This window comes from Micromonospora sp. URMC 106 (assembly GCF_051386395.1).
Lineage (GTDB): Bacteria > Actinomycetota > Actinomycetes > Mycobacteriales > Micromonosporaceae > Micromonospora.
Genome location: NZ_JBPQTP010000096.1, coordinates 1 through 25399 on the forward strand (window position 1 = coordinate 1; position 25399 = coordinate 25399).

Here is a 25399-nt window from a genome sequence, read left to right on the forward strand (position 1 = left end):
CCGCCCGGAGCCCCGGGCGGCGGGCCGAGTCCTCCGGAACCCCGGGCGACGGGCCGGGTCGCCCGGAACCCCGGGCGGCGGGCCGGGTCGGATTCCGGGCCGTGGGGGTCAGCGCCGGCGGGCCTCGAAGGTCTCCCGGTCGAGGAACATCAGCCGGGCCCGCTTGCCGTTCAGGTCGATCAGCGGGCCGGCGACGAAGCCGGTGCGCAGCAGCCGGTCCACCGCCTTCTCGTTGCGCGCGTCCGGCTCCATCACGACGCGCCGGCGTCGCGGGTCGGCGAAGACGAAGCCGAGGAACACCTCCAGCAGGGCTCCGGTGAAGCCCCGCTCGGGCCGGGTCGGCGGGCCGATCAGCAGGTGGGCGCCGTGGTCGCCGGGCTGGACCTCGTAGCACTCGCCGACCGGGTCCGCCGCCGGCTCGTACGTCTGGAACAGCGCGACCGGCACGCCGTCGCGGTGCGTCAGCCAGGCGTGGTGGGTGGGCAGCGAGTCCAGGTAGCGGTAGATCTCCTCGACCCGCTCGCGGCCGGCGTCGCGCATCCCCCAGAACCGGGCCCGTTCCTCGCCGACCCAGCCGTGGATCAGGTCGATGTCGGTGTCCGGGTCCAGGGGGCGGATCGTCACCAGGCCGAAGCCGTCGACGTTCTGTCGGTAGGTGCTGACAACATCACGCATCGTGTGCCACCGTACGGTGATTCCGGTCGATGCGCACGCAGGGTGGCTCGCGGCGTGGCCCGGCGGGCCGACGGTTCCCGACGGCGCCCACGACCGTCAGCCGCCGGCGGCCGCGACCGTCGGGGCGCTCGCGCTCGCGCCCGCGCGGCGGCGGGCGGCGGGCACGACCAGGGGTGTGCCGGTCTCCGGGTCGTCGATGACCCGGCAGGGCAGCCGGAAGACCTCCTCGACCAGCTCCGCGGTGACCACCTCCCGGGGCGCGCCGGCGGCGACCACCCGACCCTCGCGCATCGCGATCAGGTGCGTGGCGTAGCGGGCGGCGTGGTTGAGGTCGTGCAGCACCGCCACCAGCGTCCGGCCCTGCTCCTCGTGCAGCCGGGCGCAGAGGTCGAGGATCTCGATCTGGTGGGCGATGTCCAGGTAGGTGGTCGGCTCGTCCAGCAGCAGCAGGGGCGTCTGCTGGGCCAGCGCCATCGCGATCCACACCCGCTGCCGCTGCCCGCCGGAGAGCTCGTCGACGGGCCGGTCGGCCAGGTCCGCGACCCCGGTGGCCGCCATCGACTCGGTGACCACCCGCTCGTCCTCGCGCGACCACTGCCGCAGCAGCCCCTGGTGCGGGTACCGGCCGCGGGCGACGAGCTCGGCGACGCCGATGCCGTCCGGGGCGATGGACGTCTGCGGCAGCAGGCCGAGGGTGCGCGCGACGCCGCGGGCCGGCAGCCGGTGGATGTCCTCGCCGTCCAGCAGCACCGCCCCGGCGGCGGGCTTCAGCAGCCGCGACAGGGCGCGCAGCAGGGTGGACTTGCCGCAGGCGTTCGGGCCGATGATCACCGTGAAGGACCGGTCGGGCACCGCGACGCTCAGGTCCTCGGCGATGGTCCGCCGCTCGTAGGCGAGGGTCATCGCGCTGCCGCTCAGCCGGGACTGCATGCTCGGTGCTCCGTTCTCGTCGTGGTGCGCCCGCCCGCGCGGGCCGTTGCCGGTCACAGCCGGCCGGCCCGGCGTTCGGTGGCGAGCAGCCAGATCAGGTAGGCGCCGCCCAGCACCCCGGTCACCACGCCCACCGGCAGTTGGTGCCCGGGGAAGGCCCGCAGCGCGAGCTGGTCGGCGCCGACCAGCAGCACCGCCCCGACGGCCGCCGAGGGCAGCAGGTTCGGCCCCGGCGCCCGGGTCAGCCGCCGCGCCAGGTGCGGCGCGGTGAGCGCCACGAAGTTCACCGGCCCGGCGGCGGCCGCCGCGAGCGAGACCAGCAGCACCGCCGCCGCCAGCACGACCAGGCGCACCCGCTCCACGCGTACGCCGAGGGCGGAGGCGGTGTCGTCGCCCATCTCGACCAGGCGCAGGGCCGGCCCGAAGCCGATCAGCACCACCGGCACCAGCACCGCCAGCGCGATCAGCAGGGGGACCACGTTCACCCAGCCCCGCCCGTCCAGGCTGCCGGTCAGCCAGAGCACGGCGCGGGCGGCGTCCATCAGCTGGGCCCGGGTCAGCAGCCAGCCGTTGACCCCGGTGAGGATCGCCATGGTGCCGATGCCGACCAGGATCAGCCGGAACCCGTGCACGCCGCGCCGCCAGGCCAGCGCGTACACCAGCACGCCGGTGGCGAGGCCGCCGATCACCGCCGCCGAGGCCAGCAGCATGCTGCTGCCGCCGAGCACCACCACGATCAGCGCGCCGGTCGACGCGCCCTGGGTGAAGCCGAGCATGTCGGGGCTGCCCAGCGGGTTGCGGACCAGCGACTGGAAGACCGCGCCGGCCAGGGCGAGCGCGGCGCCGACGCAGAGCGCGGTCACCAGCCGGGGCAGCCGCAGCTCGGTGACGATGAACTCCTCGGCCGGGCTGCCCCGGCCGACGAGGGCGCGCAGCACGTCGGCGGGACTCATCGGGTAGTCGCCGCTGCCGATGGCGAGCACGCTCAACGCCAGGGCGAGCGCCACGCAGGTGAGGCCGACGGCGATGGCGCGGGGGCGCAGCCGCAGGGACAGGCCGCCGGGGGTGCGGATCGTGATCACGGGTGGGCCACCCGCCCGCGCAGCACCAGCCAGAGGAAGAGCGGCCCGCCCGCCACGGCGGTCACCATCCCGACCTGGAGTTCGCCCGGCCGGCTCAGCACCCGGCCCAGCACGTCGGCGCCGAGCAGCAGCACCGGGGCGAGCACCGCGCAGTACGGCAGCAGCCAGCGCAGGTCCGGCCCGGTGAGCGCGCGGACCAGGTGCGGCACGAGCAGGCCGACGAAGACGATCGGCCCGCAGGCGGCCGTGGCGGCGCCGCAGAGCAGCGTGATCGCCACGATCACCGTGCCCCGGACGACGGCGGGCCGGGCGCCGAGCGCGCGCGCGGCGTCGTCGCCGAGCGCCAGCGCGTTGAGCGCCCGGGTGGCGGCCAGCGCGACCAGCAGGCCCGCCGCGATGAACGGCGCGACCGTGCGCACGGTGGCGGGCTCGGCGCTGGCCAGCGACCCGACCGTCCAGAACCGCAGCCGCTCCAGCGACGCCGTGTCGAGCAGCATCACCGCGCTGACGTACGAGTAGAGGGTGGCGTTGAGCGCCGCCCCGGCCAGCGCCAGCCGGGCGGGGGTGGCCCCGCGCCCGCCGCCGACGACGTAGACGGCGGCGGTCACGACGGCCGCGCCGAGCAGCGCGAACCAGACCTGGCCGCCGACGCCGCCGATGCCGAACAGGACCGCCCCGGTCGCCACCGCCGCCGAGGCGCCGGCGTTGATGCCGAGCAGCCCGGGGTCGGCCAGCGGGTTGCGGGTCAGCGCCTGCATCACCGCGCCGGCCACGCCGAGCGCCGCGCCGGCGAGCAGGCCCAGCAGCGTACGGGGCAGCCGCATCCGGTGCACGACGGCGTACTCGGCGGCGTCGCGGTGCAGCAGGCCCTGCCACACGTCGGCGAGCGGGAGCTGCTTGGCGCCCACGGCGATGCTGAGCACCGCCACGGCGACGAGGAGCAGCACCGACGCCGCGAGGCCGGCGGCCCGCAGCACGGCGCGGCCGGGCCGGCGCGCGACGGGCGGCGCCGGCGGCGCGCCGACGCGTGAGGAGAGGGTGGCGGACAGTGTGGGCTCCGATGTGGTGCGGAATTCCGGGCTGGGCTTGACAGCGATTTAGGTTAGGTTAACCTAACCCCGCTGTCCATGGTCATTCGCCCGACCCTGATCGAAAGACACCGTCATGCCGCATCCCGTGTCCGCCCGCCGACTCTCCCGCCGGGGCCTGCTCGCCGCCGGTGGCGCCGCCACCCTGGCCGCCCTGCTCGCCGGCTGCGGCCGGGACGACGACTCCGCCGCCCCCGCCGCCCAGAACTCCGGTGGGCCCTGGTCGTTCACCGACGACCGCAACGAGAAGGTGAGCGCCGCGAACCGCCCGACCCGGGTGGTCGCCTTCACCGGGGTCGCCGCCGCGCTGGTCGACTTCGGGCTCGACAAGCAGATCGTCGGGGTGTTCGGCGAGACGAAGCGGGCCGACGGCAGCAAGGATCCGCAGGCCGGTGACCTGAACGTGGAGTCCGTGCAGATCCTCGGCAACGTCTGGGGCGAGTTCAGCCTGGAGAAGTACGCGGCCCTGCGGCCGGAGCTGCTGGTCACCCACATGTACGACCCGGGGGCCCTGTGGTACGTGCCGGACGAGAGCAAGGACAAGATCCTCCCGCTCGCCCCCAGCGTCGCGATCACCACCGCCCGGGTGCCGATGACCAAGCCCATCGAGCGGTACGCGCAGCTCGCCGAGTCCCTCGGCGCCGACCTGTCCGCCAAGAAGGTCACCGACGCCAAGGCCCGCTTCGAGGCCGCCGCCGAGTCGGTCCGCCAGGCGGTCAAGGCGAACCCGGGCATCAAGGTCCTCGCCTGCTCCGGCAGCCCCGACCTGTTCTACGCCTCCAACCCCAAGGTCAGCACCGACCTGATGTACTTCGCCGAGCTGGGCGTCGACATCGTCGTCCCCACCAAGCTGGAGGCCGGCGACTACTTCGAGGCGCTGAGCTGGGAGAACGCGGGCAAGTTCCCGGCCGACCTGCTCCTGCTGGACAACCGCAACACCGCCCTGCAGCCCAAGGATCTGGCCGCCAAGCCGACCTGGCAGCAGCTCCCGGCGGTCAAGGCCAACCAGATCACCCCGTGGGACGCGGTGCCCCGCTTCTCGTACGCGGGCGCCGCGCCGCTGCTGGAGAACCTGGCCACCGCCATCCGCAACGCGAAGAAGGTCACCGCATGACCACCGCGGTCGCCCTCCAGTACCGCTTCTACGCCGCGCAGGTCGTCGGCGCCCGGCGGATCGGGGCCTCCCTGATCCGGGTCACCCTCGGCGGGCCGGAGCTGGCGGACTTCGCCGGCGGTGGCCGGGACCAGAGCGTCTCCCTGTTCCTGCCGCACCCCGGCCAGCCCGAGCCGGTGCTCCCGGACCGGGCGGGGGAGGACTGGTTCGGCGCGTACCGGGCCATGCCGGCGGAGGTGCGCGCGGTGATGCGCTCCTACACCATCCGGGAGCAGCGCCCCGAGGTGGCCGAGGTGGACATCGACTTCGTCAGCCACGGCGACACCGGTCCCGCCTCCCGCTGGGCCCGGCACGCCCTGCCCGGGGACCGGGTGGTGCTGCTCGGCCCGGCCGTGCACGACAACCGCAGCGTCTGCTTCCGGCAGCCGGCCGGCACCGACTCGGTGCTGCTGGTCGCCGACGAGACCGCGCTGCCCGCCGCCGCCGGGATCCTGGCCTGGCTGCCCGCCGACGCCCGGGTCCTGGCCTTCGTCGAGGTGCCCGACGCGGCGGACATCCAGGAGCTGCCCACCGACGCGCGGGCCGAGGTGCGCTGGATCGTGCGGGGCGGCACCGCCCCCGGCAGCACCCTGCTGGCGGACGCGGTCCGCGCCGCCCGGCTGCCGGCCGGCACCCCGTACGCCTGGGTCGCGGGCGAGTCGTCGATGGTACGGGCGGTCCGGCGGCACCTCGTCGCCGAGCGCGGCCTGGACCGGCGGCACGTCACGTTCTCCGGCTACTGGCGGCGCGGCGCCTCCGAGGAGGACCTGCGCGCCGAGGCGAGCGCCGCGGCCGTCGCCTGACCGACGGGCCGGCCGCCGCCCGGACAGGGCGGCGGCCGGTCAGAACTCCTGGTACATCACGTGCAGGCCCACCCGCCCCAGGGTGGGGTGCGCGAACGCGCCGGGCACCGTGCCGACCACCGCGAAGCCCTCCCGCCGGTACAGCTCGACCGCCGAGGCGTTCGACTCGACCACCGCGTTGAACTGCATGCCCGCGTACCCCCGCGCACGGGCCCAGTCGAGCGCGTAGCGGCACAGCGCGGTGCCCACGCCCCGGCCGCGCGCCTCGCGGGCCACCATGAAGCTCGCGGTCGCCACGTGCGACCCCGGCCCGGGGCGGTTGGTGCCCATCTTGGCGGTGCCCAGCACCCGGTCGCCGTCGACCGCCACCACGGTCAGGCCGGGCGCGGCCTCCACCCACATGCCGTACGCCTGCTCGGCGGTCATCTCCGGGTCGTAGACGAAGGTCTCCCGCGCCCGGACCACCTCCTCGACGATCGGCCACACCTGGGCCCAGTCGGGTTCGTCGAACTCGCGGATCCGCATCCGGCGGATCCTAGGAGCGGCGCCGTGCGGCAGCAAGTCGTGTGCCGACCCGGCGACCGCCCGGACCGCACGCCGCCCGCGCGCCGGGCGGGCTCAGCCGAGGCGTACCTGCGCCGGCCGCTCGGGCCGGGCGGCACCGTCCAGCGTCGTGCCGGCCGGGGCGGTGGGCCGGGCCGGCACGATGGGGGCGTCCCGGCCGGTGCCCCGGTGGCCGTCCCCGTCGTGGCTCGACTCCTCGTGGTAGTCCTGCTCCACGTTGACCGACCAGACGTCGTGGTGGGTGCCGCAGGCGATGTTCTCGGCGGTCAGCATGGCCGTCAGCATCGAGTGGTCCTGGTTGTTGTAGCGGTGCATCCCGTTGCGGCCGACCGGGTGCACGTTCGGCACCTCGCGCGCCAGCCAGTCCCGGATCACGTCGACGTTGCGCTGGTAGCGCTCGTCGTAGACCGGGTAGGCCTTCGGCATCCGCACCACGTACCCGGCCTCGACGACGCCCGGCCGCACCAGGCCGAGCCGCTCCAGCTCCGCCGTCGCGGCGGCGACCAGCTCGGCGTCCGGCGTACGCCAGGTCTCGTCGTCCTCGAAGACGAAGTACTCCAGGCCGAGGCAGGTGCGGCCGTCCTTGACCAGGTGCGGTGACCACGAGCCGAAGTTCTGGATCCGGCCGACCTTCACCGCCGGGTCGTGCACGTAGATCCAGTTGTCCGGGAACGAGAACTCCTCCGGCACCACCAGCGCGACGGTCAGGAAGTCCCGGTACCGCAGGTCGGCCGCGGCGGCCAGCACCTCCGGCGGGGCGGCCGGACGCAGGGCGGCCACCAGCTCGGAGATCGGCATCGAGGAGACGACGTGCTCCGCCGGCTCGGTGCGCTGCCCGGCCGCGCCGTTGACGGTGACCGCGACCGCCCGGCGGTGCTCCGGGTCGCGGTGCACGGCGGTCACCCAACTGCCGGTCTCCACCCGGCCGCCGCGCCGGCGGACCTCCTCGGCGCAGCGTTCCCACATCATGCCCGGGCCGAGCTTCGGGTACTGGAACTCCTCGATCAGGCTGGTCACGTCCTTGCGGTTGCGCCGGGGCAGCACGGCGTTGCGGACCGCCTTGGCCAGCGACAGGTTCTTGATCCGCTGCGCGGCCCAGTCGGCCTGCAACCGGTCGGCCGGCATGCCCCAGACCTTCTCCGTGTACGTCTTGAAGAACATCGAGTACAGCCGCCAGCCGAACCGGGCGGAGACCCAGCCCTCGAAGTGCGACTGGTCCTTCGGCGGGCGCAGCCGGGCGCGGGCGTACGAGCCCATGCAGAGCGCCGCCTCCCGGAGCCCGAGGTTGCGCAGGGCGTTCGCCGCGCTCAACGGGTAGTCGAACAGCGCGCCCCGGTAGTAGATCCGGCTCATCCGGGGCCGCAGCAGGAAGTCCTCGTCGGGCAGGATCTCGTGCCAGAACTCCTCCACCCGGGCCACCTTGGTGAAGAACCGGTGCCCGCCGATGTCGAAGCGCCACCCGTCCCGCTCGACGGTGCGGCTGATCCCGCCCACCACGTCGTCGGACTCGAAGACCCGGACCGGAGCCCCCCGCCGGAGCAGCTCGTACGCCGCCGTCAGACCTGCCGGCCCCGCACCGATGACCACCGTGCCGCGCTCTTCGCCCATGCCGTGCCGCTCCCTGCTTCCGCCTGCCGGAGGCGGCCCGCTTACCCGGCCTCGGCCGGATCTCACCCGGATCCGCGTCCGCGTCCGGACGCCCGGTGACGGGCCGCGGACGCGGGCCGGAAGGGCGGGCCTGCGCCCTGCCCGTGGCGCGGACGTGTCAACCGCCCCGGAACGGGGATGTGGCACCGTTCGGGCGGCCGGGGCGGGAGACGTGGCGATGGACAGGTGGCGGCGGGCCGCCGACCGGGTGCCGGCACCCTGGCTGTTCGTGGCGGGCGTCTTCGTCGGCACGAAGGTCGTGCTCAGCGGGGTCGGGGTGGTCGCGTTGAGCGCCTTCGACGAGGTGCCGTGGGCGCCGCCGCCGGACGAGACGACGATGCGCGAGCAGCAGCGCGCGATCTCCGGGCACCGCGCGGTCCAGCTCTGGTTCGCGTGGGACTCGTTCCTCTACGACCACCTGACCCGGGTGCCCCTCGACGAACCGTGGCGGGACTTCGGCTTCCCGCTGCTGTACCCGTTCCTGGCCCGGCCGCTGGCCCCGCTGCTGGGCGGGGACACCGCGCTGGCGCTGCTGCTCGTCGCCAACGTCGCGTTCCTGCTGATGCTCTTCTACGCGCACCGGCTGGGCGAGCGGCTGCTCGGCGACGACGCGTCGGCCCGCCGGTTCGTCCGCTACCTCGTACTGCTGCCGACCGCGTTCCTGTTCCAGGCGGCGCTGACCGAGTCGCTCTTCCTCTGCCTCGCGCTCGCCGCCTTCCACTACGCCGAGCGGCGGCGCTGGCTCCTGGTCGGCATCGTGGGCTTCTTCCTCGCGCTCAGCCGCTCGGTCGGGTTCTTCGTCGTGCTCCCGCTGGCCCTGGTGCTGCTGCGGCAGCACGGCTACCGGCTGGGCCCGCGCGCGCTGTGGGGGTACGTCCGCGTCGGGTGGCCGCTGGTGCTGGTGCCGGCCGGCTGGCTCACCTTCATGGCGTTCTGCCGGTGGCAGAGCGGCGACTGGTTCGCCTACAAGCACGCCCAGGAGAAGGGCTGGGGGATCTCGGTGCAGAACCCGCTGGGGGTGCTGTGGCACGGCCTGACCGGCACCCCGCCGCGCGACGCCCTGCGGGTCTGGTTCGCCGTGGTGGTGCTGGTGGTCCTGGTCGCGGGCGTCCGCCACCTCGGGCTGCCCTACCTCGTGTACGGGCTGATCATGGTCCTGGTGCCGCTGTCCATGGGCCCGCCCGTCTACAAGAGCCTGCTGCGCTACCTGCTCGCGGTGTTCCCGGTGGGCCTGGTGCTGGCCCGCTGGGCCCGGCACGCCACCGCCGACGCCTGGCTGACCGCCGCCCTCGCCCTCCTCCAGGGCGCCCTGTTCGTCATCTGGCTCGCCTACTGGACCCACTACATCATCTGACCGAGCCTGCCGGCGCCGGCAGGCTCGGCGGCGGTGCCGGCGCGGGCTCTCGGCGAACCGGGTCGCCGCGGGGGCGTTGCCGACGGGTGGCCGGGCTCCCTACACTGCGCGGGCAAGCGCTTTCCCGGCGGTGTGGCGCGCGGGGAGCGCGCCAGCCGCGGACGAGCGTGCCGCGGCGGGGGAGGGGCGGTGCGGATGCGGGTGGTCGTGGCCCCCGACTCGTTCAAGGGCAGCGTCCCGGCGCGGGACGCCGCGGCGGCCGTCGCCGACGGCTGGCGCCGGGAGCGACCCGACGACGAGGTCCGGCTCCTGCCGCTGGCGGACGGGGGCGAGGGGACCTCCGACGTGCTCGCCGAGGCGCATCCGGGGGCCCGCTGGCAGCCGGCGCGGGTCACCGGGCCGGACGGCCGCCCGGTCCGCGCGGGGTGGCTGCTGCTGCCCGACGGCACGGCCGTCGTCGAACTCGCCGCCGCCAGCGGCCTGCCGCTGGCGGCCCGGCCGAACGCCCTCGGCGCGAGCACCCACGGCACGGGCGAGCTGGTGGCCGCCGCGCTGGCCGACCCGGGCACCCGCCGCCTGCTGGTCGCCCTCGGCGGCTCCGCGAGCACCGACGGGGGCACCGGGGCGTTGCGGGCCCTGGGCGTACGCCTGCGGGACGCCCAGGGCCGGGACCTGCCGCCCGGCGGCGGCCCCCTGTCCCGGCTGGCCTCGGTGGATCTCGCCGGGCTGCCGCCGCCCCCGCCCGGCGGGGTGGCCTGCCTGGTCGACGTGACCGCGCCGCTGCTGGGGCCGGACGGGGCCGCCCGCCAGTTCGCGCCGCAGAAGGGCGCCTCGGCCGGCGACGTCGACCGGCTGGAGGAGGGGCTGCGCCGGCTGGCCGAGTTGCTCGGCGGCCGGCCCGACCAGCCCGGCGCCGGGGCGGCCGGGGGCACCGGCTACGGGCTCGCCGCCGCCTGGGGCGCCGCCCTGGTCGCCGGCGCCGCCACGATCGCCGAGGTGGCCGGCCTGCCGGCCGCGCTCGCCGACGCCGACCTGGTGCTGACCGGCGAGGGCAGGTTCGACGGACAGTCCACCCGGGGCAAGATCGTCGGGCACGTGCTGGCCGCCGCCCGGGACGCCGGCGTCCCGGTCCACCTCGTGGCCGGGCAGGTCGCCGCGCCTCCGCCGCCCCCCGTGGTGGCGGCGGAGGACCTCACGGCGCTGGCGGGTGGGCGGCCGGCCGCGATGGCCGAGCCCGGTCGCTGGCTCGCGGCGGCCGGGAGCCGGCTGGCGCGGCGGTTCCGGCCGACCGGGGGCGGCCCGGGATGACCTCGGGCGCCGGGCCGGCGCTGTCGCGGCGCACCACCTCGGCGGGGAGCACCTCGACGCGGGGCGTGGCCGCTGCGGGGTCGAGGGCCAGCGACATGGCGCGGGCACCCATCTCGACCAGGGGCAGTCGGACCGTGGTCAGCGCGGGGGTCACGTCCCGGGCGATCGGCATGTCGTCGAAGCCGACGACCGACACCTGCCCCGGCACGGCCACCGAGCGGGCGCGCAGCGTCGCGAGCGCGCCGATGGCCATCGAGTCGTTGAGCGCGACCACGGCGGTCAGCTCCGGGTCGGCGTCGAGCAGGGCGGCGGTGGCGGCGGCGCCGCCGTCGCGGTCGAACTCGGCGTGGCGGACGCGGTGCTCGGGCAGGCCGCGCCCGTGCGCGGCGAGGGCCTCCCGCAGCCCGGCGAGCCGGTCGGTGGTGGTGGTGAGCACCGCCGGCCCGGCCACCACCCCGATCGCCCGGTGGCCCAGCTCGCACAGCTCCGCGCCGATCAGCCGGCCGCCGGCGCGGTTGTCGGGCATCACCGCGTCGCCGGAGTGCTCGTGCCGGCCGATGACGGCCACCCGCCCGCCGGTCGCCTCGTACGCGGCGAGCTTGTCGTTGAGCAGGCGGGTGAACGTGGCGTCGTGGTAGCCCGAGCCGGCCAGGATGATCGCGGCGACCTGCTGGCCGCGGAGCAGTTCGACGTACTCCAGCTCGCGCTCCGGGTCGCGGTAGCTGTTGCAGATCATCAGCAGCCGCCCCTGGTCGGTGGCGACCCGTTGCAGCCCCCGGGTGATCTCGGCGAAGTACGGGTCGGAGACGTCGTGCACGATCACGCCCACCGCCGTGCGGTGCGAGCGGGCCAGCAGTTGGGCGTGCGCGTTCGGCACGTACTGCAGGTCGGCGACGGCCCGGAGCACCCGCTCGCGCAGCTCGTCGGTGACGGGCTTGCTGCTGCCGTTGATCACCCGTGAGGCGGTCGCGGGCGAGACCCCCGCCCGCCGGGCCACGTCGGACAGGGTCGCCACTGCCGCCCCCCTCGGTCGCTCTCGACGGCCGCGCCCCGGCATGCCGGCCACCCGTCACCGTACCGCAGAGAAAGGCCTTTCCCGCCGCACCGTCCGGCCTCGTTCGAGCCGGCCGGGACGGGCGACCGGAAACGCGGCGGGGAAAGCCCTTGCCCGACCCGGCGGAGGTTCCCTACGCTGCCCAGGAAAGCGTTTGCCTGACCCGCCGACCGGCCCGGCCCCCGGGCGACGGCGGCGGGCGTGGAGCAGGGCCCGCCGCCCGCCGCCGTCCAGGTCGCAAGCACCCGCGCAGGGGGAAGGAACACCATGACCCGCAGGTCGATCGGCATCATCGTCAACGGCGTCACCGGCCGGATGGGATACCGCCAACACCTGGTGCGCTCCCTGCTCGCGATCCGCGAGCAGGGCGGCGTGCCCCTGGCCGACGGCACGACCGTCTGGCCCGAGCCCGTCCTGGTCGGGCGGAGCGAGACCAAGCTCCGCGACATCGCCGAGCGGCACGGCCTGACCGACTGGACCACCGACCTGACCGCCGCGCTGGCCCGCGACGACGTCGAGGTCTACTTCGACGCCCAGGTCACCCAGCAGCGGGAGAAGGCGATCCGCCGGGCGCTCGAGGCCGGCAAGCACGTCTACACGGAGAAGCCGCTGGCCGAGGACACCGCCGGCGCGCTCGACCTGGCCCGCGCGGCCCGCGCGGCGGGGGTGAGGACCGGGGTGGTGCAGGACAAGCTCTTCCTGCCCGGGCTGCGCAAGCTCAAGCGGCTGATCGACGGCGGCTTCTTCGGCCGGATCCTGTCGGTACGCGGCGAGTTCGGCTACTGGGTCTTCGAGGGCGACTGGCAGCCCGCCCAGCGTCCGTCCTGGAACTACCGGGCCGAGGACGGCGGCGGCATCGTCGTGGACATGTTCCCGCACTGGCACTACGTGCTGGAGGAACTCTTCGGCCGGGTGCGGACGGTCTCCTGCGTCACCGCCACCCACGTGCCGCAGCGGGTGGACGAGGCGGGCCGGGCGTACCCGGCGACCGCCGACGACGCCGCGTACGGCGTCTTCGAACTCGACGGCGGCGTGGTGGCCCAGCTCAACTCCTCCTGGTGCGTGCGGGTGCACCGGGACGAGCTGGTCGAGTTCCAGGTCGACGGCACCGAGGGCAGCGCCGTCGCCGGGCTGCGCCGCTGCCGGGTGCAGCACCGCGCGGTCACCCCGAAGCCGGTGTGGAACCCGGACCTGCCGGTCACCGAGGACTTCCGGGCACAGTGGACCGAGGTGCCCGACAACGAGGAGTTCGACAACGGCTTCAAGGTGCAGTGGGAGGCGTTCCTGCGGCACGTCGTCGCCGACGAGCCGTTCCCGTGGGACTTCCTGGCCGGCGCGCGCGGCGTGCAGCTCGCCGAGCTGGGCCTGCGCTCGGCCCGCGAGGGCGCCCGCCTCGACATCCCGGAGCTGGAGCTGTGAGCGCCGGCGACGGGCCGGGCCCGCGAGCGGACGGCGGCGCGGTGGCCGGGGCGGAGGTGGTGCTGCCCGGCGGTCGGCGGCACCGGCTGACCGGGGGCGCCGGCTTCCCGCGCCCCGCCGGGCCGCCGACCAGCCGGATCGCGTACGCCGCCGCGCACGTGGTGGCCGACCCGACGGCCGAGAACACCCCGGGCGCCCCGGCGGCGCTCGACTGGGACCGCACCCTGGCCTTCCGGCACCACCTGTGGTCCTACGGCTTCGGGGTGGCCGAGGCCATGGACACCGCGCAGCGCGGCATGGGGCTGGACCACCGGGCGACCAGGGAACTGGTCCGGCGCAGCGCCGCCGAGGCCCGCGCGGCCGGCGGCCGGATCGTCGCCGGGGTCAACACCGACCAGCTCCCGCCCGGCCCGGCCACCCTGGCCGAGGTCGTCCGGGCCTACCGTGAGCAGCTCGACGACGTGCAGGCCGCCGGCGCCCGGCCGGTGCTGATGTGCAGCCGTCACCTGGCCGCCGCGGCCTGCGGCCCGGAGGACTACCTGCGGGTGTACGCGGAGCTGCTGGCCGCCGCCGACCAGCCGGTGGTGCTGCACTGGCTCGGCCCGATGTTCGACCCGGCGCTGGCCGGCTACTGGGGCTCGGCCGACCTGGACCTCGCCGCCGACACCGTCGTCGAACTGGTCAAGGCCCACGACGGCCGGGTGGACGGAATCAAGGTGTCGCTGCTCGACGCCGACCGCGAGGTGGCGCTGCGCCGTCGCCTGCCCCCGGGCGTGCGCCTCTACACCGGCGACGACTTCCACTACCCGGAGCTGATCCGGGGCGACGAGGCCGGCCACTCCGACGCGCTGCTCGGGGTGTTCGCCGCGATCGCGCCGGCCGCCGCCGCCGCGCTGGCCGCGCTCGACCGGGGCGAGTTGGCGGCGTACGACGCGATCCTCGCGCCGACCGTGCCGCTGGCCCGGCACCTCTTCGCCGCGCCCACCTGGCACTACAAGACGGGCATCGTCTTCCTGGCCTGGCTGGCCGGGCACCAGGACCACTTCACGATGGTCGGCGGGGCGCAGTCCGGTCGCTCGGCGGCGCACCTGGCGACCCTGCTCACCCTCGCCGACGCCGCCGGGCTGCTGCCCGACGCCGAGCTGGCCGCCGCCCGCGCGCGGGCCTACTTCACCGTCGCCGGGGTGACCCGGTGAGCGCGGGCACCGGGCCGTCCACGGTCCCGCCGGGCGGGGACGCCGACGCCCTGCGGCGGTTCTCGTTCAACCAGGCCACCGCGCAGCACTGGCCGCTGCCCGAGGTGGTCGCCGGCTGCGTCGCCGCCGGCGTGCCCGGCATCGGGCTGTGGCGGGAGCCGGTGGCCGGGTACGGGCTGGCCCGCGCCGCCAAGCTCGTCCGCGACGCCGGCCTCGCCGTCACCTCGCTGTGCCGGGGCGGGTTCTTCACCGCCGACGACTGGCGGGACGACAACCTCCGTGCCGTCGAGGAGGCCGCCACCCTCGGCGCCCCGGTGCTGGTGCTGGTCTCCGGCGGGCTGCCGCCCGGCAGCCGGGACGTCGAGGGCGCCCGCCGCCGGGTCGCCGACGCCGTCGCCGAGCTGGCCCCGCACGCCGCGGCGGCCGGGGTGACCCTGGCGATCGAGCCGCTGCACCCGATGTTCTGCGCCGACCGCTGCGTGGTGGCCACCCTCGGCCAGGCGCTCGACATCGCCGAACGGTTCGACCCGGGCGTGGTCGGCGTCGTCGTCGACGCGTACCACGTGTGGTGGGACGACGCCGTGTACGCGCAGATCGCCCGGGCCGGGACGCGGATCGCCGCCTTCCAGGTCTGTGACTGGGTGACCCCCCTGCCCGAGGGGGCGCTGCTCGGCCGGGCGCTGCCCGGTGACGGCTGCATCGAGCTGCGCCGGCTGCGGGAGGCCGTCGACGCGGCCGGCTACACCGGGCCGGTCGAGGTGGAGGTCTTCTCCGCCGAGGTGTGGGCGCGCCCGGGCCGCGAGGTGCTGGACGCGTCACTCGTGGGCTACCTGCGCCACGTCGCCTGACGCCGGTCCGGTCCCCGCCGGCCGGTTCTGGTCCCCGCCGGCCGGTTGCGGTCCCCGCCGGTCGCCCCGCCCGGCGGCCGGCGGGGATCCGCGCGAGGATGGCGGGATGACCGACCGGCTGGTGCGCCTCGACGACCTCGGCGCGTGGCTGGTCAAGGGCAACGCCGACCGGACCGACCTGGCCGCCCGCTTCGCCCGCGATCCCCGGGTGACGAGCTGGTGCGTACGCCCGGGTTACCGGGCCCGCCTGATGCGGGCCGGTCAGCCGGTGGTCCTCTGGGCCAGCGGCAGTCGCGGCCGGCTCGCCTACGGCGTCTGGGGCGTGGGACGGGTGGCCGCGCCCGCCGTGCCCGGCGAGCCGGGCGGGGCCTGGACGGTGCCGCTGGACCTGACGGTGCTGGACGAGGAGCACCGGATCCGGCGGGAGCGGTTCCGCGCCGACGCCCGGCTGGCGGGCGCGGAGGTCCTGCGGCAGCCGCAGGCGGCCAACCCGTCCTTCCTCACCGTGGCCGAGTTCGCCGCGCTGCGCGAGCACCTGCCGCCGCGCTGACAGCCGGGCGGCCGGCGGCGCCCCGGTCGAGCCGCGAGGCGGCGGCCGTGCCCGGACGGGCCGACGTCAGTTGGTGGGCGAGAGCCACCGCGGCGAGCAACGCCAGGAAGGCGCACACGCCCGGCCACCCGAGGTAGGTGTGGGTCCGGGCCCCGAGCCAGGAACCCACACCGCCCCCGAGGTACGCACACGTCATGTATGCGGTGTTGAGTCTGCTGCGGACCTCGGGGCGCAGGGCGTAGATCCGCACCTGGTTCGCGACCATGCCGGACTGCATCCCGACATCGAGCAACAACGTGCCCAGCACGAGGGCCGCCATGCCCAGCGCCCCGCCGAGGCCGCCGATCGCGAGGACGACGGCCGAGACGATGACCACGCGCACGCAGATCAGGTTGACCGCGTCGGGCCCGCGACGGTCCACCTGGCGCCCCGCGACCGGCGTGCAGAGCATCGTCCCCGCGTTCACCAGCGCGAGCACCCCGACCGCGGGTGCGCCCAGGCCGTACGCCGGACCGGTCAGCAGCAGCGCCACGCCGGTCCAGACGGCCGAGAAGCCGGCGAAGACCGTCGCCTGGTAGAGGCAGGAGCGGCGTAGGTCGGACTCGGTGCGCAGCAGGCGCAGCGACTCGGCCAGCAGCGCCGGATACCCGTGCCGGGACGGCGGGCGCGTCGTCGGCAGCACGCGGGCCATGACCACCGCGATGAGCAGCACGACCGCTGCGGCCACCAGGTAGGGGCCCCGCCAGCCCAGCCACTCGCCGATGGTGCCGGCGGCCGTGCGGGACAGCAGCATGCCCCCGATCGAGCCGCTCAACAGCGTGCCGCTGACCACGCCACGCCGGTCGTCGGCCACGAGGCCGGCCGCCATCGGGCCGATGACCGGCGCCACCACGGTGGTGACCCCGACGAGGGCGCTCGCGCCGACGAGCGGCGGCAGCGAGGGCGCGAGGCTCGCCGCGAGCAGTCCCGACCCGGTGAGACCGAGCAGGGCCACGAGCAACGGCCGGTGCGGGAGCCGGTCGCCGAGCGGCACGAGCAGGAAGATCCCGGCGGCGTAGCCGAACTGCGTCGCCGTCACCACCAGCGCGGCCGAGTCGGGGTCGACGTGCAGGCCGGAGGCGAGCAACGGGGTGATCGTCTGCGGGAAGTAGACGTTGCCGACGGCGACCCCGCACGTGAGGGCCAGCAGCAGGATCAGCCGGCGGCTCATGCCGCGCCCGCGCCGATCGCCATGCGCCGCCGGCCGGGCCTGGTCCGTCATGTCGATGCGGGGTGTCATGCCTGGAAGTCCACGGCACGCCCCGATGGCCGCCAAACGATGTAGCGTACGGCTTAATGATCAGCTTTGTGCTCGACGTCGAGGATCTCGCGGACACCCGGTTCGCGATCTCGCCGGTCCACGAGACCGTGCTCAGCCTCCGGGTGCTGCGCGAGCCCGGCTTGTCCGCGCTGCACCTGCCGTGGCGCAGGTCGGTGCTCGGCAGACTCGACGCGCTCGACGCCAACCTGCTGATGTCCCTGGTCGGGCCGGACCGCGCCCTCCCGGACTTCCTGACGCCGAGGCCGACGAGGTTCGCCGCGACCTTCGAGGAGGAGTTGACGACCGTACGCCGGACGCCCGCGGACGTGGTCCGCCGCGACGTGCTGGCCGCGTACGCCCGTGGCCGGCTTCCGGACGTCCTGCGGGCGGTCACCGCGGACGACGATGCTCCTGTCCTCGCGCTCCGCGACGCCATCTGTGACCACCTCCAGCGCTACTGGGGCGCGGCGATCGAGCCGTCCTGGCCGCAGCTGCGACTCGTGCTGGAAGCGGACATGACCTACCGCGCCCGGCAACTGGCCGTGGGAGGCGCGCGCCTGCTCTTCGCCGACATGCACCCCAACCTGCGATGGCACGAGGGCGTGCTGCACATCGACAAGATGATCGGCAGGCACCGCGTCGCGGCCTCCGGTCGAGGGCTGCTGCTGGTGCCGTCGGTGTTCTCCCACAAGCCCGCCCCGCCGGTCAGCGCCGATGAGCCACCGTTGCTGGCGTACCCCTGCCGTGGGGTGGCGACGCTCTGGGCCCCGCCGCCGAGCGTCGACCCGACCGCTCTGACGTCGCTTCTCGGCGCGCCCAGAACGCGCCTGCTCGGCCTCCTCGACGAGCCGCTGCCGACGGTGGAGATCGCCCGCCGGCTCACCGTCACGCCCAGCGCCGTGTCGCAGCACCTGCGGGTGCTCCACGCCACGGGCCTGATCACCCGCGCCCGCGACGGGCGGCACGTGCTGTACCGCCGCAGCCCTCTCGGCGATCAACTGGCCGGCCCGTCGAGCACCGGCTGACCGGCGCCGAGCCGGATCCGCGGCGTCGGCGCCCCGAGCCGCACCGGACGTACGGCGACCAGGACACCACGGCGGCGTCTTCACCTGACCGGCCCGGCTCTCTATGATCCGTTGAAAACTGTCGCCGAACATCAGGCCGGCAGCCGGAAGAAATCTACGGGCGCGACCGGGGCGCCGGAAAGGGTCGGCATGGCGCTGTCCGCGACCGTCCTCGCCGAGCTGCGCGGCATCGTCGGCCCGTCACACGTGCACGACGCGGCCGGCGACCTGGTGGCGTACGCGCGGGACGCCACCCCGCTCTTCTCGCACCGGCCCGACGCGGTGGTCTTCCCGGCCGACACCGCCGAGGTGGCCGCCGTGCTGGCCCTGGCCACCCGGCACCGGGTGCCGGTGGTGCCGCGCGGCGCGGGCTCGAACCTCTGCGCGGCGACGGTGCCGCTGCGCGGCGGGATCGTGCTGGTGCTGACCCGGCTCAACGCCGTCCTGGAGGTCAGCGCCGACGAGCTGCTGGCCCGGGTGCAGCCCGGCGTGACCAGCGCCGCGCTGGCCGACGCCGCCGCCGCGCGGGGGCTGCTCTGGGCGCCCGACCCGGGCAGCCGGACCGTCGCCACCGTCGGCGGCACCATCGCCACCTGCGCCGGCGGGCTGCGCGGGCTGAAGTACGGGGTGACCCGCAACTACGTGCTGGGCCTGGAGGCGGTGCTGCCCACCGGCGAGGTGATCCGCACCGGCGGCCGGCTGTGGAAGGACGTCGCCGGCTACGACCTGACCCGCCTGCTCACCGGCTCCGAGGGCACGCTCGCCGTGCTCACCGAGGCGACGGTGGCGCTGCTGCCCGCCCCGGCGTCGAGCAACACCGGGGTGGCGTACTTCCCGACGCTCGCCGAGGCGGGGGAGGCCGTCGCCCGGGTGATCCGGGCCGGCGTGGTCCCGGCGACCCTGGAGTTCCTCGACCGGGCCTGCATCCGGGCGGTGGAGGACTTCGCGCACCTGGGGCTGCGCGCCGACGCCGGGGCGCTGCTGCTCTTCGGCGACGACGGCCCGCCGGACCTGGTCGCCACCCACCTGGACCGCATCGGCGCGGCCTGTGTCGACGCCGGCGCGGTCGAGGTCACCACCGCCCGCGAGGTCGCCCAGGCCGAGGCGCTGCTGGCCGCGCGCCGCTGCGCGCTGCCGGCGCTGTCCCGCCGGGGCGGGGTGACGATCCTGGAGGACGCGACCGTGCCCCGGCCGAGGATCGCCGAGATGGTCGACCGGATCGACGCGATCGCCGACCGGCACGGCGTCGCCATCGCCACCTTCGGCCACGCCGGGGACGGCAACCTGCATCCCACCTGCGTCCTCGACTCCGCCGAGGACCACGACGCGGTACGCCGGGCCGAGGCGGCCTTCGCCGACGTCTTCGCCGCCGCTCTCGACCTCGGCGGCACCATCACCGGCGAACACGGGGTGGGGGCGGCCAAGCTGCCGTTCCTCGCCGCCCGCCTCGGCGACGACCAGCTCGCCCTGCTGCGCCGGATCAAGACCGCCTTCGACCCGGCGGGCATCCTCAACCCCGGAAAGCTGGGCTCGTGACCGGCGATGTGTTCGACCCCGAGCAGTTGTCCCGCTGCATCTCCTGCGGCTTCTGCCTGCCGGCCTGCCCCACGTACGCGATGACCGGCGACGAGGCGTCCTCGCCGCGGGGCCGGATCACGCTGATGCGGGCGTTGCAGGACGGCACCCTTCCCCCGGACGACGACACGCTCGCCGAGCAGTCCTCGTTCTGCCTGGGTTGCCGCGCCTGCGAGCCGGTCTGCCCCGCCGGGGTGGAGTACGGCAGCCTGCTGGAGCAGTGGCGGGTCCACCAGTGGCGCGGCCGCCGGCGGCCCCTGGTGGCCCGGGCGCTGATGGTGCTGGTCGAGCAGCGGTGGCTGCTGCGGCTGCTCGGCCTGGTGCGCCGCGCCGCCCACGGCCCGGCCGCCACCCCGCCCCCACCCGCGCGGAACGCTGCGCCGGCCGCGCCGCCCCCTGGCGCGCCCGCTCCGGCCGCGGCCTCGCCGGCCGCCGGCGATCCCGACGCCGCCGGCCGGTCCGGCGCTCAGCTCATGCTGGGCTGTGTCGAGCGGGGACTGTTCCCGGCGGTCAGCCGGGCCGCGCGGGCCCTCGACCCGGCGCTGGCGGTCCCCACCGCGCAGGGCTGCTGCGGGGCGCTGCACGCGCACAACGGGGACCTGGCCGGCGGCGAGCGGCTGGCCGAACGCCTTGGCGAGGACCTGCCCGGCACGATCGTCACCACCTCCGGGGGCTGCGCGGCGCACCTCGCCTCCGTGCTCGGCCGGGACCGGGTGCGCGAGCTGTCCACCTGGCTCGCCGCCCGGCCCGCCGGCACCGAGCTGCGGGTGGCCGGCCGGCGCGCCCGGGTCGCCCTCCAGGACTCCTGCCACCTGCGCAACGGCCTCGGCGTCTTCGCCGAGCCGCGGGCGCTGCTGCGCCAGGTCGCGGACTACGTCGAGCTGCCCTCGGCGGCCGCCTGCTGCGGCGCCGCCGGCACGTACTCCCTGCTGCGGCCCAGGGAGTCGCGGCGGATCCTGGACGCGAAGCTAGACGAGATCGAGGCCGCCGGGGTCGACCTGGTGGTGGCCGTCAACCCCGGGTGCCTGCGGCAACTGCGCACCGGGCTGCGCCGGCGCCGGTCGGCCGTGCGGGCCGTGCACCTCGCCGAGCTGCTCACCCGCGTCGAGCCGCCGCCCCCAGCCGGCTGACCGGGTCGGTCGGCACGGGGCACGCCGGGGCCGGTCGCCGCGGGGCCGCCGGTGGGCGGCCGTCACCGTGGCGGGGCGGCGCACCCGGCCGGCCGGGCGCGCCGCCGACCGGATGCCCCCTCACTCGGTGCGGATGCCGTCCGGCCGGGTCAGCCGCCACAGCGCCGGCAGGCTGAGCCCGGTGACCAGCAGCACCACCGCCGCGCCGAGGCCGGTGGAGACGCCCACCGCCGGCCAGGCGACCGCGACCGGCGCGTGCACCATGCGCAGCAGCACCGCGCCCAGCCCCAGGCCGAAGGCCACCGCCAGGACGAGCCCGATCACCACCGGCACGGCGCTCTGCCACAGCACCGACCAGCTCAGCGTGCTGCGCCGGGTGCCCACCGCGACCAGCATCGCCAGCAGCCGGCGGCGTTCCCGGAGCTGCTCCAGCACGCCGACCAGCATGCTGGCCCCGATCAGCAGCAGGGTGACCGCGGCGCCGATGTAGAGGCCGCGCTTGATGTTGACGAATGTGTTCGCCTGCCTGGTCTCGGTCAGCGTGAGGACCGAGGCGAACGGGTCGGCCCCGGCGGCGACGTTGCGGACGTGCTCCACCGCGTCCGGCCGGTCGGGTGCGAGCCGCAGGTACGCGTCCGCGCGCAGCGGGCCCAGCCGCGCGGCGCCGACCGCACCCGGGGTGGCCAGCACGCTGGTCTGCCGGTGGCCGGCGGGGTCGGCGCGCATCGGCACCTCCCGCGCGTCGCGGGGGACCCGCCAGGTCGACCCGTCGACGTCCGGGACCGTGACGGTCACGCCCGGCCGGATGCCCGTCTGGGGGGCCGTGGCGTCCCGGACCAGGAAGACGTCGCCGTCGGCGCACCGGTCGAGCCGGGCGAACTCGGCCAGCTCGGCGCAGTCGCCGATCCGCAGGTCGGCGAGGCTGTCGGCGACCGCGACCACGGTCAGCAGGGTGGTGTTGCTGCCGGTCACGCCGGGCGCGGTGGCCAGCCGGTCCACCGCCGCGGTGACCTCCGCGCCGGCCGCGAACTGCACCTGCACCTGGCCCCGGGAGGTGTCCTGCCCGGTGTCGAAGGTGAACTGGCCGGAAACGCCGGCGAAGAGCATCTGCAGCCCGATGGTGCCCGCCACCGCGACCGCGATGCCGTTGACCAGGCGCGCCGAGGCGGCGCTGTCGAGCTGGATGCGGCGCACCGCGAGCTGCCACGGCACCGGGCCGCCGCGCAGCCGGCGGACCAGCAGGTCGGTCAGCCAGGGCAGCACGGTGACCACGCCGACCAGCAGCAGCACCGCGCCGGCCGCCGTCTGCCGCTCGGCGCCCAGCGGAGCGACGCCGGCGGTGCCGGCCAGCAGCAGCCCGAGCCCGGCGGCCGGCAGCAGCAGCCGCCACGCCAGCCGGCGGCGCACCGGCGTCGCGCGCCGGCTCACCCCGAGCGGCTCGACCAGCACGGCGCGCATCGACACCAGGGTCACCACCACGGCGAGCGCCGGCACCGCCACCACCACGGCGGCGACCAACGGCAGCGGCGGGCGCACGTCGGCGGCGTACACGCTGAGGTCCATCAGGGTGACCAGCGGCACCACCTGCCGGCCGAGCGCGAAGAGCGCGCCGCCGACCGCGACGCCGAGCAGCGCGGCGGCGGCCGCCTCCCCGGCGGCGATCCGCCGGACCATCGCCGCGTCCGCGCCGACCAGCCGCAGGGCGGCCAGCCGCCGGTCGCGGCGTTCGCCGCCGAACCGCACGGCCGCGCCGAGGAAGACGGCGATCGGCAGCAGCAGGACCACGAAGATGACGACCACCAGCACCATCAGCACCGGACCGAAGGGCTCGCCGGGCAGCCCGCCACCGAACGCGTCCAGCCGGGTCGCGCCGTCCGCCACGCTCAGCCGGTCGCTGCCCAGGTAGAAGGCCAGCTCCCGCGGGCCGGCGAGGCCCTCGTCGCCGATGACCCCGGTGACCCGGGCCCCGCCCAGTCGGGGTGCGAACAGCGCGCCGTCGGCGGAGTCGAGCAGGTCGCGCAGCGCGGGGGAGACCACCACCTCACCCGCGCGGGGCAGCGCCGGCACCCCCGGCGGCGCCGGTGCGGCCGGCCCCTCGGGTCGCAGCACCCGGCCCCGCACCGGCTGCCCGCGAAACTCGGTGTCGGCCTGGCGGAGCAGCAGGGTGTTCGCGGCGGCCGGAATCGGTTCGCCCATCCGCAGGTCGTCGCGGGCGTCGCCGCGCGCCTCGCGGGCGTCCAGCGCGCCGGGCACCGCGGCGGCGAGCAGCAGCATCGCCACCCCGACGCCGACGCCGACCGCGGTGAGCACCGCGCGCAGCCAGCCGTCCCGCCCACCGGTGAACGCCATCCGGGCGCCCAGGGCCAGGTCGGCCGCGCCGTGGCGGAGGCGCGTCACGCCGCGACCTCCAGGTCGCGGGTGCGGCCGTCGCGCACCACCACCTCCCGGTCGGAGTACGCGGCGACCCGCGCCTCGTGGGTCACCAGCACCACCGCCGCGCCGGTCTCCCGCGCCGCCCCGGTGAGCAGCCGCATCACCCGCTCGCCGTTGAGCGAGTCGAGCGCGCCGGTCGGCTCGTCGGCGAAGACCACCCGGGGGCGGGTGACCAGCGCCCGGGCGACGGCGACCCGCTGCCCCTGCCCGCCGGAGACCTCGCCGGGCCGCTTCCCGGCCACCTCGGTGACCTCCAGGCGGTCCAGCCACTCGGCGGCCCGGCGCTCCGCCTCGCGGCGGGCGACCCGGTCCAGCCGCAGCGGCAGCGCGACGTTCTCCAGGCAGGTCAGTTCCGGCACGAGCTGGCCGAACTGGAAGACGAAGCCGAACGCCTCCCGGCGCAGCGCGCTGCGCTCGGCGTCGGTGAGGGCGGCCAGGTCGCGGCCGGCGTGCAGCACGCGGCCGGAGTCGGGCCGGACGATGCCGGCGAGGCAGTGCAGGAGGGTGGACTTGCCGGAGCCCGAGGAGCCCATCACGGCGAGCACCTCGCCGGGGTGGACGCGCAGGCTGGCGCCGGCGAGCGCCCGGGTGGGGCCGTACGAGCGGTGCAGATCCTCGGCGACCAGCAGCGGCGCGCTCACGACCGGACCGCCGCGGCGAGGTCGTCGAGGCGGGCGGCGGTCAGCTCCAGCCAGCGCAGGTCGGCCTCCAGGTGGAACAGGGCGTGGTCGCAGATGAGCTGCTCGGCGAGGTCGCCGTCGCGCTTGCGGCGGGTCAGCTCGCGCATCATTCGCAGGTGCTCGCCGCGCTGCACGTCGAGCAGGTCGGCGGCGGAGCGGCCGGTCAGCAGGGCGAGCACCACCTTGGTGTAGAGGGTGCTCTGCAGGTACGGCTCGGGCTTCTCCGCCCGGGCCAGCCACTGCCCCACGTCGGTGACGCCGGCTTCGGTGATCGCGTACCGCTTGCGCTCCGGGCCCTCGCCGGGCTCGACCGCCTCCACCTCGACCAGGCCGCTGCGCAGCAGGCGGGAGAGGGTGGCGTAGACCTGCCCGTACGCGAGCGGCCGGGCGTGGCCGAAGCGCTCGTCGTAGAGGCGTTTGATGTCGTAGCCGTGGCGGGGGGTGGCCTCCAGGAGGCCGAGGAAGGTCTGTCCGATCGACATGGCGGCGACTATACACACCGCGTATACGCGATGTGTATAGCGCCCCCGTGGGCTGCTCCGGCCGAGTGGGTGCCGGCGTCGTCCGGGCCGGGTGGACCGGACGACGCCGGCGGCGTCAGGGCAGCGACCGCAGGAACGGGCCGTGGTGCAGGCGGAACTCCCAGGCGTAGAACCGGTCCCAGTTGATCGACCAGGTCATCAGCCCCCGGAAGGCCGGGTTGGTGCCGCTGCGCGGCGCGTACGACCCGCAGCTCTGCCCCTTCACCAGGCAGGTCACCGCGGCCTGTACCCCCGCCGGGGCCAGGTATCCGTTGCCGGCGCTGGGGGACGAGGGCGCCCCGAAGGCCACCTGGTCCTCGCGCAGCGGCGGGAAGAAGCGGTCGGGGTTGCCGGCGACCGGGAAGCCGGCCAGCAGCATGTCCGTCATCGCGACGTGGAAGTCCGCGCTGCCCATCGTGTGGTACTGGTTGTCGAGCCCCATGATGGGCCCGGAGTTGTAGTCCTGCACGTGCAGCACGGTGAGGTGGTCACGCAGCGCGTGGATCACCGGCAGATACGACCCGGCGCGGGGGTCCTGCCCGCCCCACGGGCCCGACCCGTAGAACTGGTAGCCGAGCTGGACGAAGAACGTCTCCGGCGCCATGGTGAGCACGAAGCCCGCCCCGTACCGCTGCTTGAGGGTGCGGATCGCGGAGATGAGGTTGACGACCACCGGCGTGGTCGGGTTGCGGAAGTCGGTGTCCCCGGCGTCCAGGTAGAGCGAGTGCCCCTCGAAGTCGATGTCGAGCCCGTCAAGCCCGTACCGGTCGATGATGGCCGACACCGACCGGACGAAGGTGTCCCGGGCGGCGGTCGTGGTGAGCTGGACCTGGCCGTTCTGCCCGCCGATGCTGAGCAGCACCTTCTTGCCCTGCGCCTGCCTGGCGCGGATCGCCGCGACGAACTCGGCCTCGGTCTCGACGCCCGGGCACTCGGCGGGCGGGCAGAGCTGGAAGCGGATGTCGCCCGAGGTCGCCGTGGTGGGCTCGCCGAAGGCGAGGTTCACGATGTCCCAGTCGGCCGGC

23 protein-coding genes are annotated in these 25399 nt (G+C 75.8%); 11 read left to right on the forward strand and 12 right to left on the reverse strand.

Annotated features, from left to right (window positions below):
• Positions 1-108: 108 nt before the first annotated feature.
• The 4 genes from ACSNOB_RS24495 to ACSNOB_RS24510 all read right to left on the reverse strand — a co-directional run bounded on the left by ACSNOB_RS24495 (position 109) and on the right by ACSNOB_RS24510 (position 3784).
• Positions 109-675: a GNAT family N-acetyltransferase gene (locus tag ACSNOB_RS24495; RefSeq protein WP_436688771.1), complete on the reverse strand. Its 567-nt coding sequence runs from the start codon at positions 673-675 to the stop codon at positions 109-111.
• Between the two features lie 96 nt (positions 676-771).
• Positions 772-1605 carry an ABC transporter ATP-binding protein gene (locus ACSNOB_RS24500; RefSeq protein WP_436688772.1) on the reverse strand — a complete coding sequence of 278 codons (834 nt, stop codon included), beginning with the start codon at positions 1603-1605 and terminating at the stop codon, positions 772-774.
• Positions 1606-1658: 53 nt separating this feature from the next.
• The gene (locus ACSNOB_RS24505; protein WP_436688773.1) at positions 1659-2687 is read right to left on the reverse strand and encodes a FecCD family ABC transporter permease; all 1029 of its coding nucleotides are present in this window, start codon (positions 2685-2687) and stop codon (positions 1659-1661) included.
• Positions 2684-3784: a FecCD family ABC transporter permease gene (locus ACSNOB_RS24510; protein WP_436688789.1), complete on the reverse strand. Its 1101-nt coding sequence runs from the start codon at positions 3782-3784 to the stop codon at positions 2684-2686. The genes ACSNOB_RS24505 and ACSNOB_RS24510 overlap by 4 nt, the downstream gene beginning before the upstream one ends.
• Before the next feature lie 67 nt (positions 3785-3851).
• Here ACSNOB_RS24510 and ACSNOB_RS24515 point away from each other — a divergent pair, with 67 nt between their 5' ends.
• Both ACSNOB_RS24515 and ACSNOB_RS24520 read left to right on the forward strand, forming a co-directional pair.
• A complete protein-coding gene (locus ACSNOB_RS24515; protein WP_436688774.1) occupies positions 3852-4889 on the forward strand; it encodes an ABC transporter substrate-binding protein in 1038 nt (345 codons plus the stop codon).
• Complete coding sequence (locus tag ACSNOB_RS24520) at positions 4886-5731, forward strand: siderophore-interacting protein (RefSeq protein ID WP_436688775.1); 846 nt, start codon at positions 4886-4888, stop codon at positions 5729-5731. Before ACSNOB_RS24515 ends, ACSNOB_RS24520 begins: the two co-directional genes overlap by 4 nt.
• Positions 5732-5770: 39 nt before the next feature.
• Here the strand turns inward: ACSNOB_RS24520 and ACSNOB_RS24525 are convergent, their stop codons facing one another.
• Together ACSNOB_RS24525 and ACSNOB_RS24530 are read right to left on the reverse strand one after the other, a co-directional pair.
• A complete protein-coding gene (locus ACSNOB_RS24525; RefSeq protein ID WP_436688776.1) occupies positions 5771-6256 on the reverse strand; it encodes an N-acetyltransferase family protein in 486 nt (161 codons plus the stop codon).
• A gap of 93 nt (positions 6257-6349) precedes the next feature.
• Positions 6350-7903 (reverse strand): NAD(P)/FAD-dependent oxidoreductase, encoded by a 1554-nt coding sequence (locus ACSNOB_RS24530; protein ID WP_436688777.1) that lies wholly within the window; start codon positions 7901-7903, stop codon positions 6350-6352.
• Positions 7904-8120: 217 nt separating this feature from the next.
• On the opposite strand from ACSNOB_RS24530, the gene ACSNOB_RS24535 reads away from it, so the two are divergent.
• Positions 8121-9296 carry a hypothetical protein gene (locus ACSNOB_RS24535; RefSeq protein ID WP_436688778.1) on the forward strand — a complete coding sequence of 392 codons (1176 nt, stop codon included), beginning with the start codon at positions 8121-8123 and terminating at the stop codon, positions 9294-9296.
• Between the two features lie 195 nt (positions 9297-9491).
• Positions 9492-10604 carry a glycerate kinase gene (locus ACSNOB_RS24540; protein WP_436688790.1) on the forward strand — a complete coding sequence of 371 codons (1113 nt, stop codon included), beginning with the start codon at positions 9492-9494 and terminating at the stop codon, positions 10602-10604.
• Here ACSNOB_RS24540 and ACSNOB_RS24545 read toward each other — a convergent pair.
• Complete coding sequence (locus ACSNOB_RS24545; protein WP_436688779.1) at positions 10489-11619, reverse strand: LacI family DNA-binding transcriptional regulator; 1131 nt, start codon at positions 11617-11619, stop codon at positions 10489-10491. The genes ACSNOB_RS24540 and ACSNOB_RS24545 overlap by 116 nt on opposite strands.
• Before the next feature lie 306 nt (positions 11620-11925).
• Here ACSNOB_RS24545 and ACSNOB_RS24550 point away from each other — a divergent pair, with 306 nt between their 5' ends.
• From ACSNOB_RS24550 to ACSNOB_RS24565, 4 genes are all read left to right on the forward strand, one after another.
• Complete coding sequence (locus ACSNOB_RS24550; protein WP_436688780.1) at positions 11926-13077, forward strand: Gfo/Idh/MocA family protein; 1152 nt, start codon at positions 11926-11928, stop codon at positions 13075-13077.
• An 86-nt stretch (positions 13078-13163) separates the two neighbouring features.
• Positions 13164-14273, forward strand: a complete 1110-nt coding sequence (locus ACSNOB_RS24555; protein WP_436688791.1) for a dihydrodipicolinate synthase family protein — start codon at positions 13164-13166, stop codon at positions 14271-14273.
• Entirely contained in the window at positions 14270-15121 is an 852-nt protein-coding gene (locus ACSNOB_RS24560; protein ID WP_436688781.1) for a sugar phosphate isomerase/epimerase family protein, read from the forward strand. The genes ACSNOB_RS24555 and ACSNOB_RS24560 overlap by 4 nt, the downstream gene beginning before the upstream one ends.
• A 106-nt stretch (positions 15122-15227) precedes the next feature.
• Entirely contained in the window at positions 15228-15671 is a 444-nt protein-coding gene (locus ACSNOB_RS24565; RefSeq protein ID WP_393108707.1) for a hypothetical protein, read from the forward strand.
• Here ACSNOB_RS24565 and ACSNOB_RS24570 read toward each other — a convergent pair.
• Positions 15622-16950, reverse strand: a complete 1329-nt coding sequence (locus ACSNOB_RS24570) for an MFS transporter (protein ID WP_436688782.1) — start codon at positions 16948-16950, stop codon at positions 15622-15624. The two genes, ACSNOB_RS24565 and ACSNOB_RS24570, sit on opposite strands and share 50 nt — an antisense overlap.
• Positions 16951-17006: 56 nt before the next feature.
• Here ACSNOB_RS24570 and ACSNOB_RS24575 point away from each other — a divergent pair, with 56 nt between their 5' ends.
• The 3 genes from ACSNOB_RS24575 to ACSNOB_RS24585 all read left to right on the forward strand — a co-directional run bounded on the left by ACSNOB_RS24575 (position 17007) and on the right by ACSNOB_RS24585 (position 20740).
• Positions 17007-17996 carry an ArsR family transcriptional regulator gene (locus ACSNOB_RS24575; RefSeq protein ID WP_436688783.1) on the forward strand — a complete coding sequence of 330 codons (990 nt, stop codon included), beginning with the start codon at positions 17007-17009 and terminating at the stop codon, positions 17994-17996.
• A 189-nt stretch (positions 17997-18185) separates the two neighbouring features.
• Positions 18186-19571: an FAD-binding oxidoreductase gene (locus tag ACSNOB_RS24580; RefSeq protein WP_436688784.1), complete on the forward strand. Its 1386-nt coding sequence runs from the start codon at positions 18186-18188 to the stop codon at positions 19569-19571.
• Positions 19568-20740, forward strand: coding sequence for a (Fe-S)-binding protein (locus ACSNOB_RS24585; RefSeq protein WP_436688785.1), 1173 nt, complete (start codon positions 19568-19570; stop codon positions 20738-20740). The genes ACSNOB_RS24580 and ACSNOB_RS24585 overlap by 4 nt, the downstream gene beginning before the upstream one ends.
• A gap of 120 nt (positions 20741-20860) precedes the next feature.
• Here the strand turns inward: ACSNOB_RS24585 and ACSNOB_RS24590 are convergent, their stop codons facing one another.
• From ACSNOB_RS24590 to ACSNOB_RS24605, 4 genes are all read right to left on the reverse strand, one after another.
• Positions 20861-23137: an FtsX-like permease family protein gene (locus tag ACSNOB_RS24590; RefSeq protein ID WP_436688786.1), complete on the reverse strand. Its 2277-nt coding sequence runs from the start codon at positions 23135-23137 to the stop codon at positions 20861-20863.
• The gene (locus tag ACSNOB_RS24595; RefSeq protein ID WP_436688787.1) at positions 23134-23814 is read right to left on the reverse strand and encodes an ABC transporter ATP-binding protein; all 681 of its coding nucleotides are present in this window, start codon (positions 23812-23814) and stop codon (positions 23134-23136) included. Before ACSNOB_RS24595 ends, ACSNOB_RS24590 begins: the two co-directional genes overlap by 4 nt.
• On the reverse strand, positions 23811-24335 hold the full coding sequence (locus ACSNOB_RS24600) for a PadR family transcriptional regulator (RefSeq protein ID WP_393108721.1): 525 nt from the start codon (positions 24333-24335) through the stop codon (positions 23811-23813). Before ACSNOB_RS24600 ends, ACSNOB_RS24595 begins: the two co-directional genes overlap by 4 nt.
• 115 nt (positions 24336-24450) lie before the next feature.
• The coding region (locus tag ACSNOB_RS24605) for a chitinase (protein ID WP_436688788.1) at positions 24451-25399 on the reverse strand (949 nt) is incomplete at its 5' end.

Excerpts from the sequence above, each read along its gene's own strand:
- ACSNOB_RS24570 (WP_436688782.1), bottom strand. The coding sequence starts at position 16,950 with ATGACACCCCGCATCGACATGACGGACCAGGCCCGGCCGGCGGCGCAT.
- ACSNOB_RS24515 (WP_436688774.1), top strand. The coding sequence starts at position 3,852 with ATGCCGCATCCCGTGTCCGCCCGCCGACTCTCCCGCCGGGGCCTGCTC.
- ACSNOB_RS24500 (WP_436688772.1), bottom strand. The coding sequence starts at position 1,605 with ATGCAGTCCCGGCTGAGCGGCAGCGCGATGACCCTCGCCTACGAGCGG.
- ACSNOB_RS24600 (WP_393108721.1), bottom strand. The coding sequence starts at position 24,335 with ATGTCGATCGGACAGACCTTCCTCGGCCTCCTGGAGGCCACCCCCCGC.
- ACSNOB_RS24580 (WP_436688784.1), top strand. The coding sequence starts at position 18,186 with ATGGCGCTGTCCGCGACCGTCCTCGCCGAGCTGCGCGGCATCGTCGGC.
- ACSNOB_RS24535 (WP_436688778.1), top strand. The coding sequence starts at position 8,121 with ATGGACAGGTGGCGGCGGGCCGCCGACCGGGTGCCGGCACCCTGGCTG.
- ACSNOB_RS24575 (WP_436688783.1), top strand. The coding sequence starts at position 17,007 with ATGATCAGCTTTGTGCTCGACGTCGAGGATCTCGCGGACACCCGGTTC.
- ACSNOB_RS24495 (WP_436688771.1), bottom strand. The coding sequence starts at position 675 with ATGCGTGATGTTGTCAGCACCTACCGACAGAACGTCGACGGCTTCGGC.
- ACSNOB_RS24565 (WP_393108707.1), top strand. The coding sequence starts at position 15,228 with ATGACCGACCGGCTGGTGCGCCTCGACGACCTCGGCGCGTGGCTGGTC.
- ACSNOB_RS24525 (WP_436688776.1), bottom strand. The coding sequence starts at position 6,256 with ATGCGGATCCGCGAGTTCGACGAACCCGACTGGGCCCAGGTGTGGCCG.
- ACSNOB_RS24520 (WP_436688775.1), top strand. The coding sequence starts at position 4,886 with ATGACCACCGCGGTCGCCCTCCAGTACCGCTTCTACGCCGCGCAGGTC.
- ACSNOB_RS24550 (WP_436688780.1), top strand. The coding sequence starts at position 11,926 with ATGACCCGCAGGTCGATCGGCATCATCGTCAACGGCGTCACCGGCCGG.
- ACSNOB_RS24530 (WP_436688777.1), bottom strand. The coding sequence starts at position 7,903 with ATGGGCGAAGAGCGCGGCACGGTGGTCATCGGTGCGGGGCCGGCAGGT.
- ACSNOB_RS24540 (WP_436688790.1), top strand. The coding sequence starts at position 9,492 with ATGCGGGTGGTCGTGGCCCCCGACTCGTTCAAGGGCAGCGTCCCGGCG.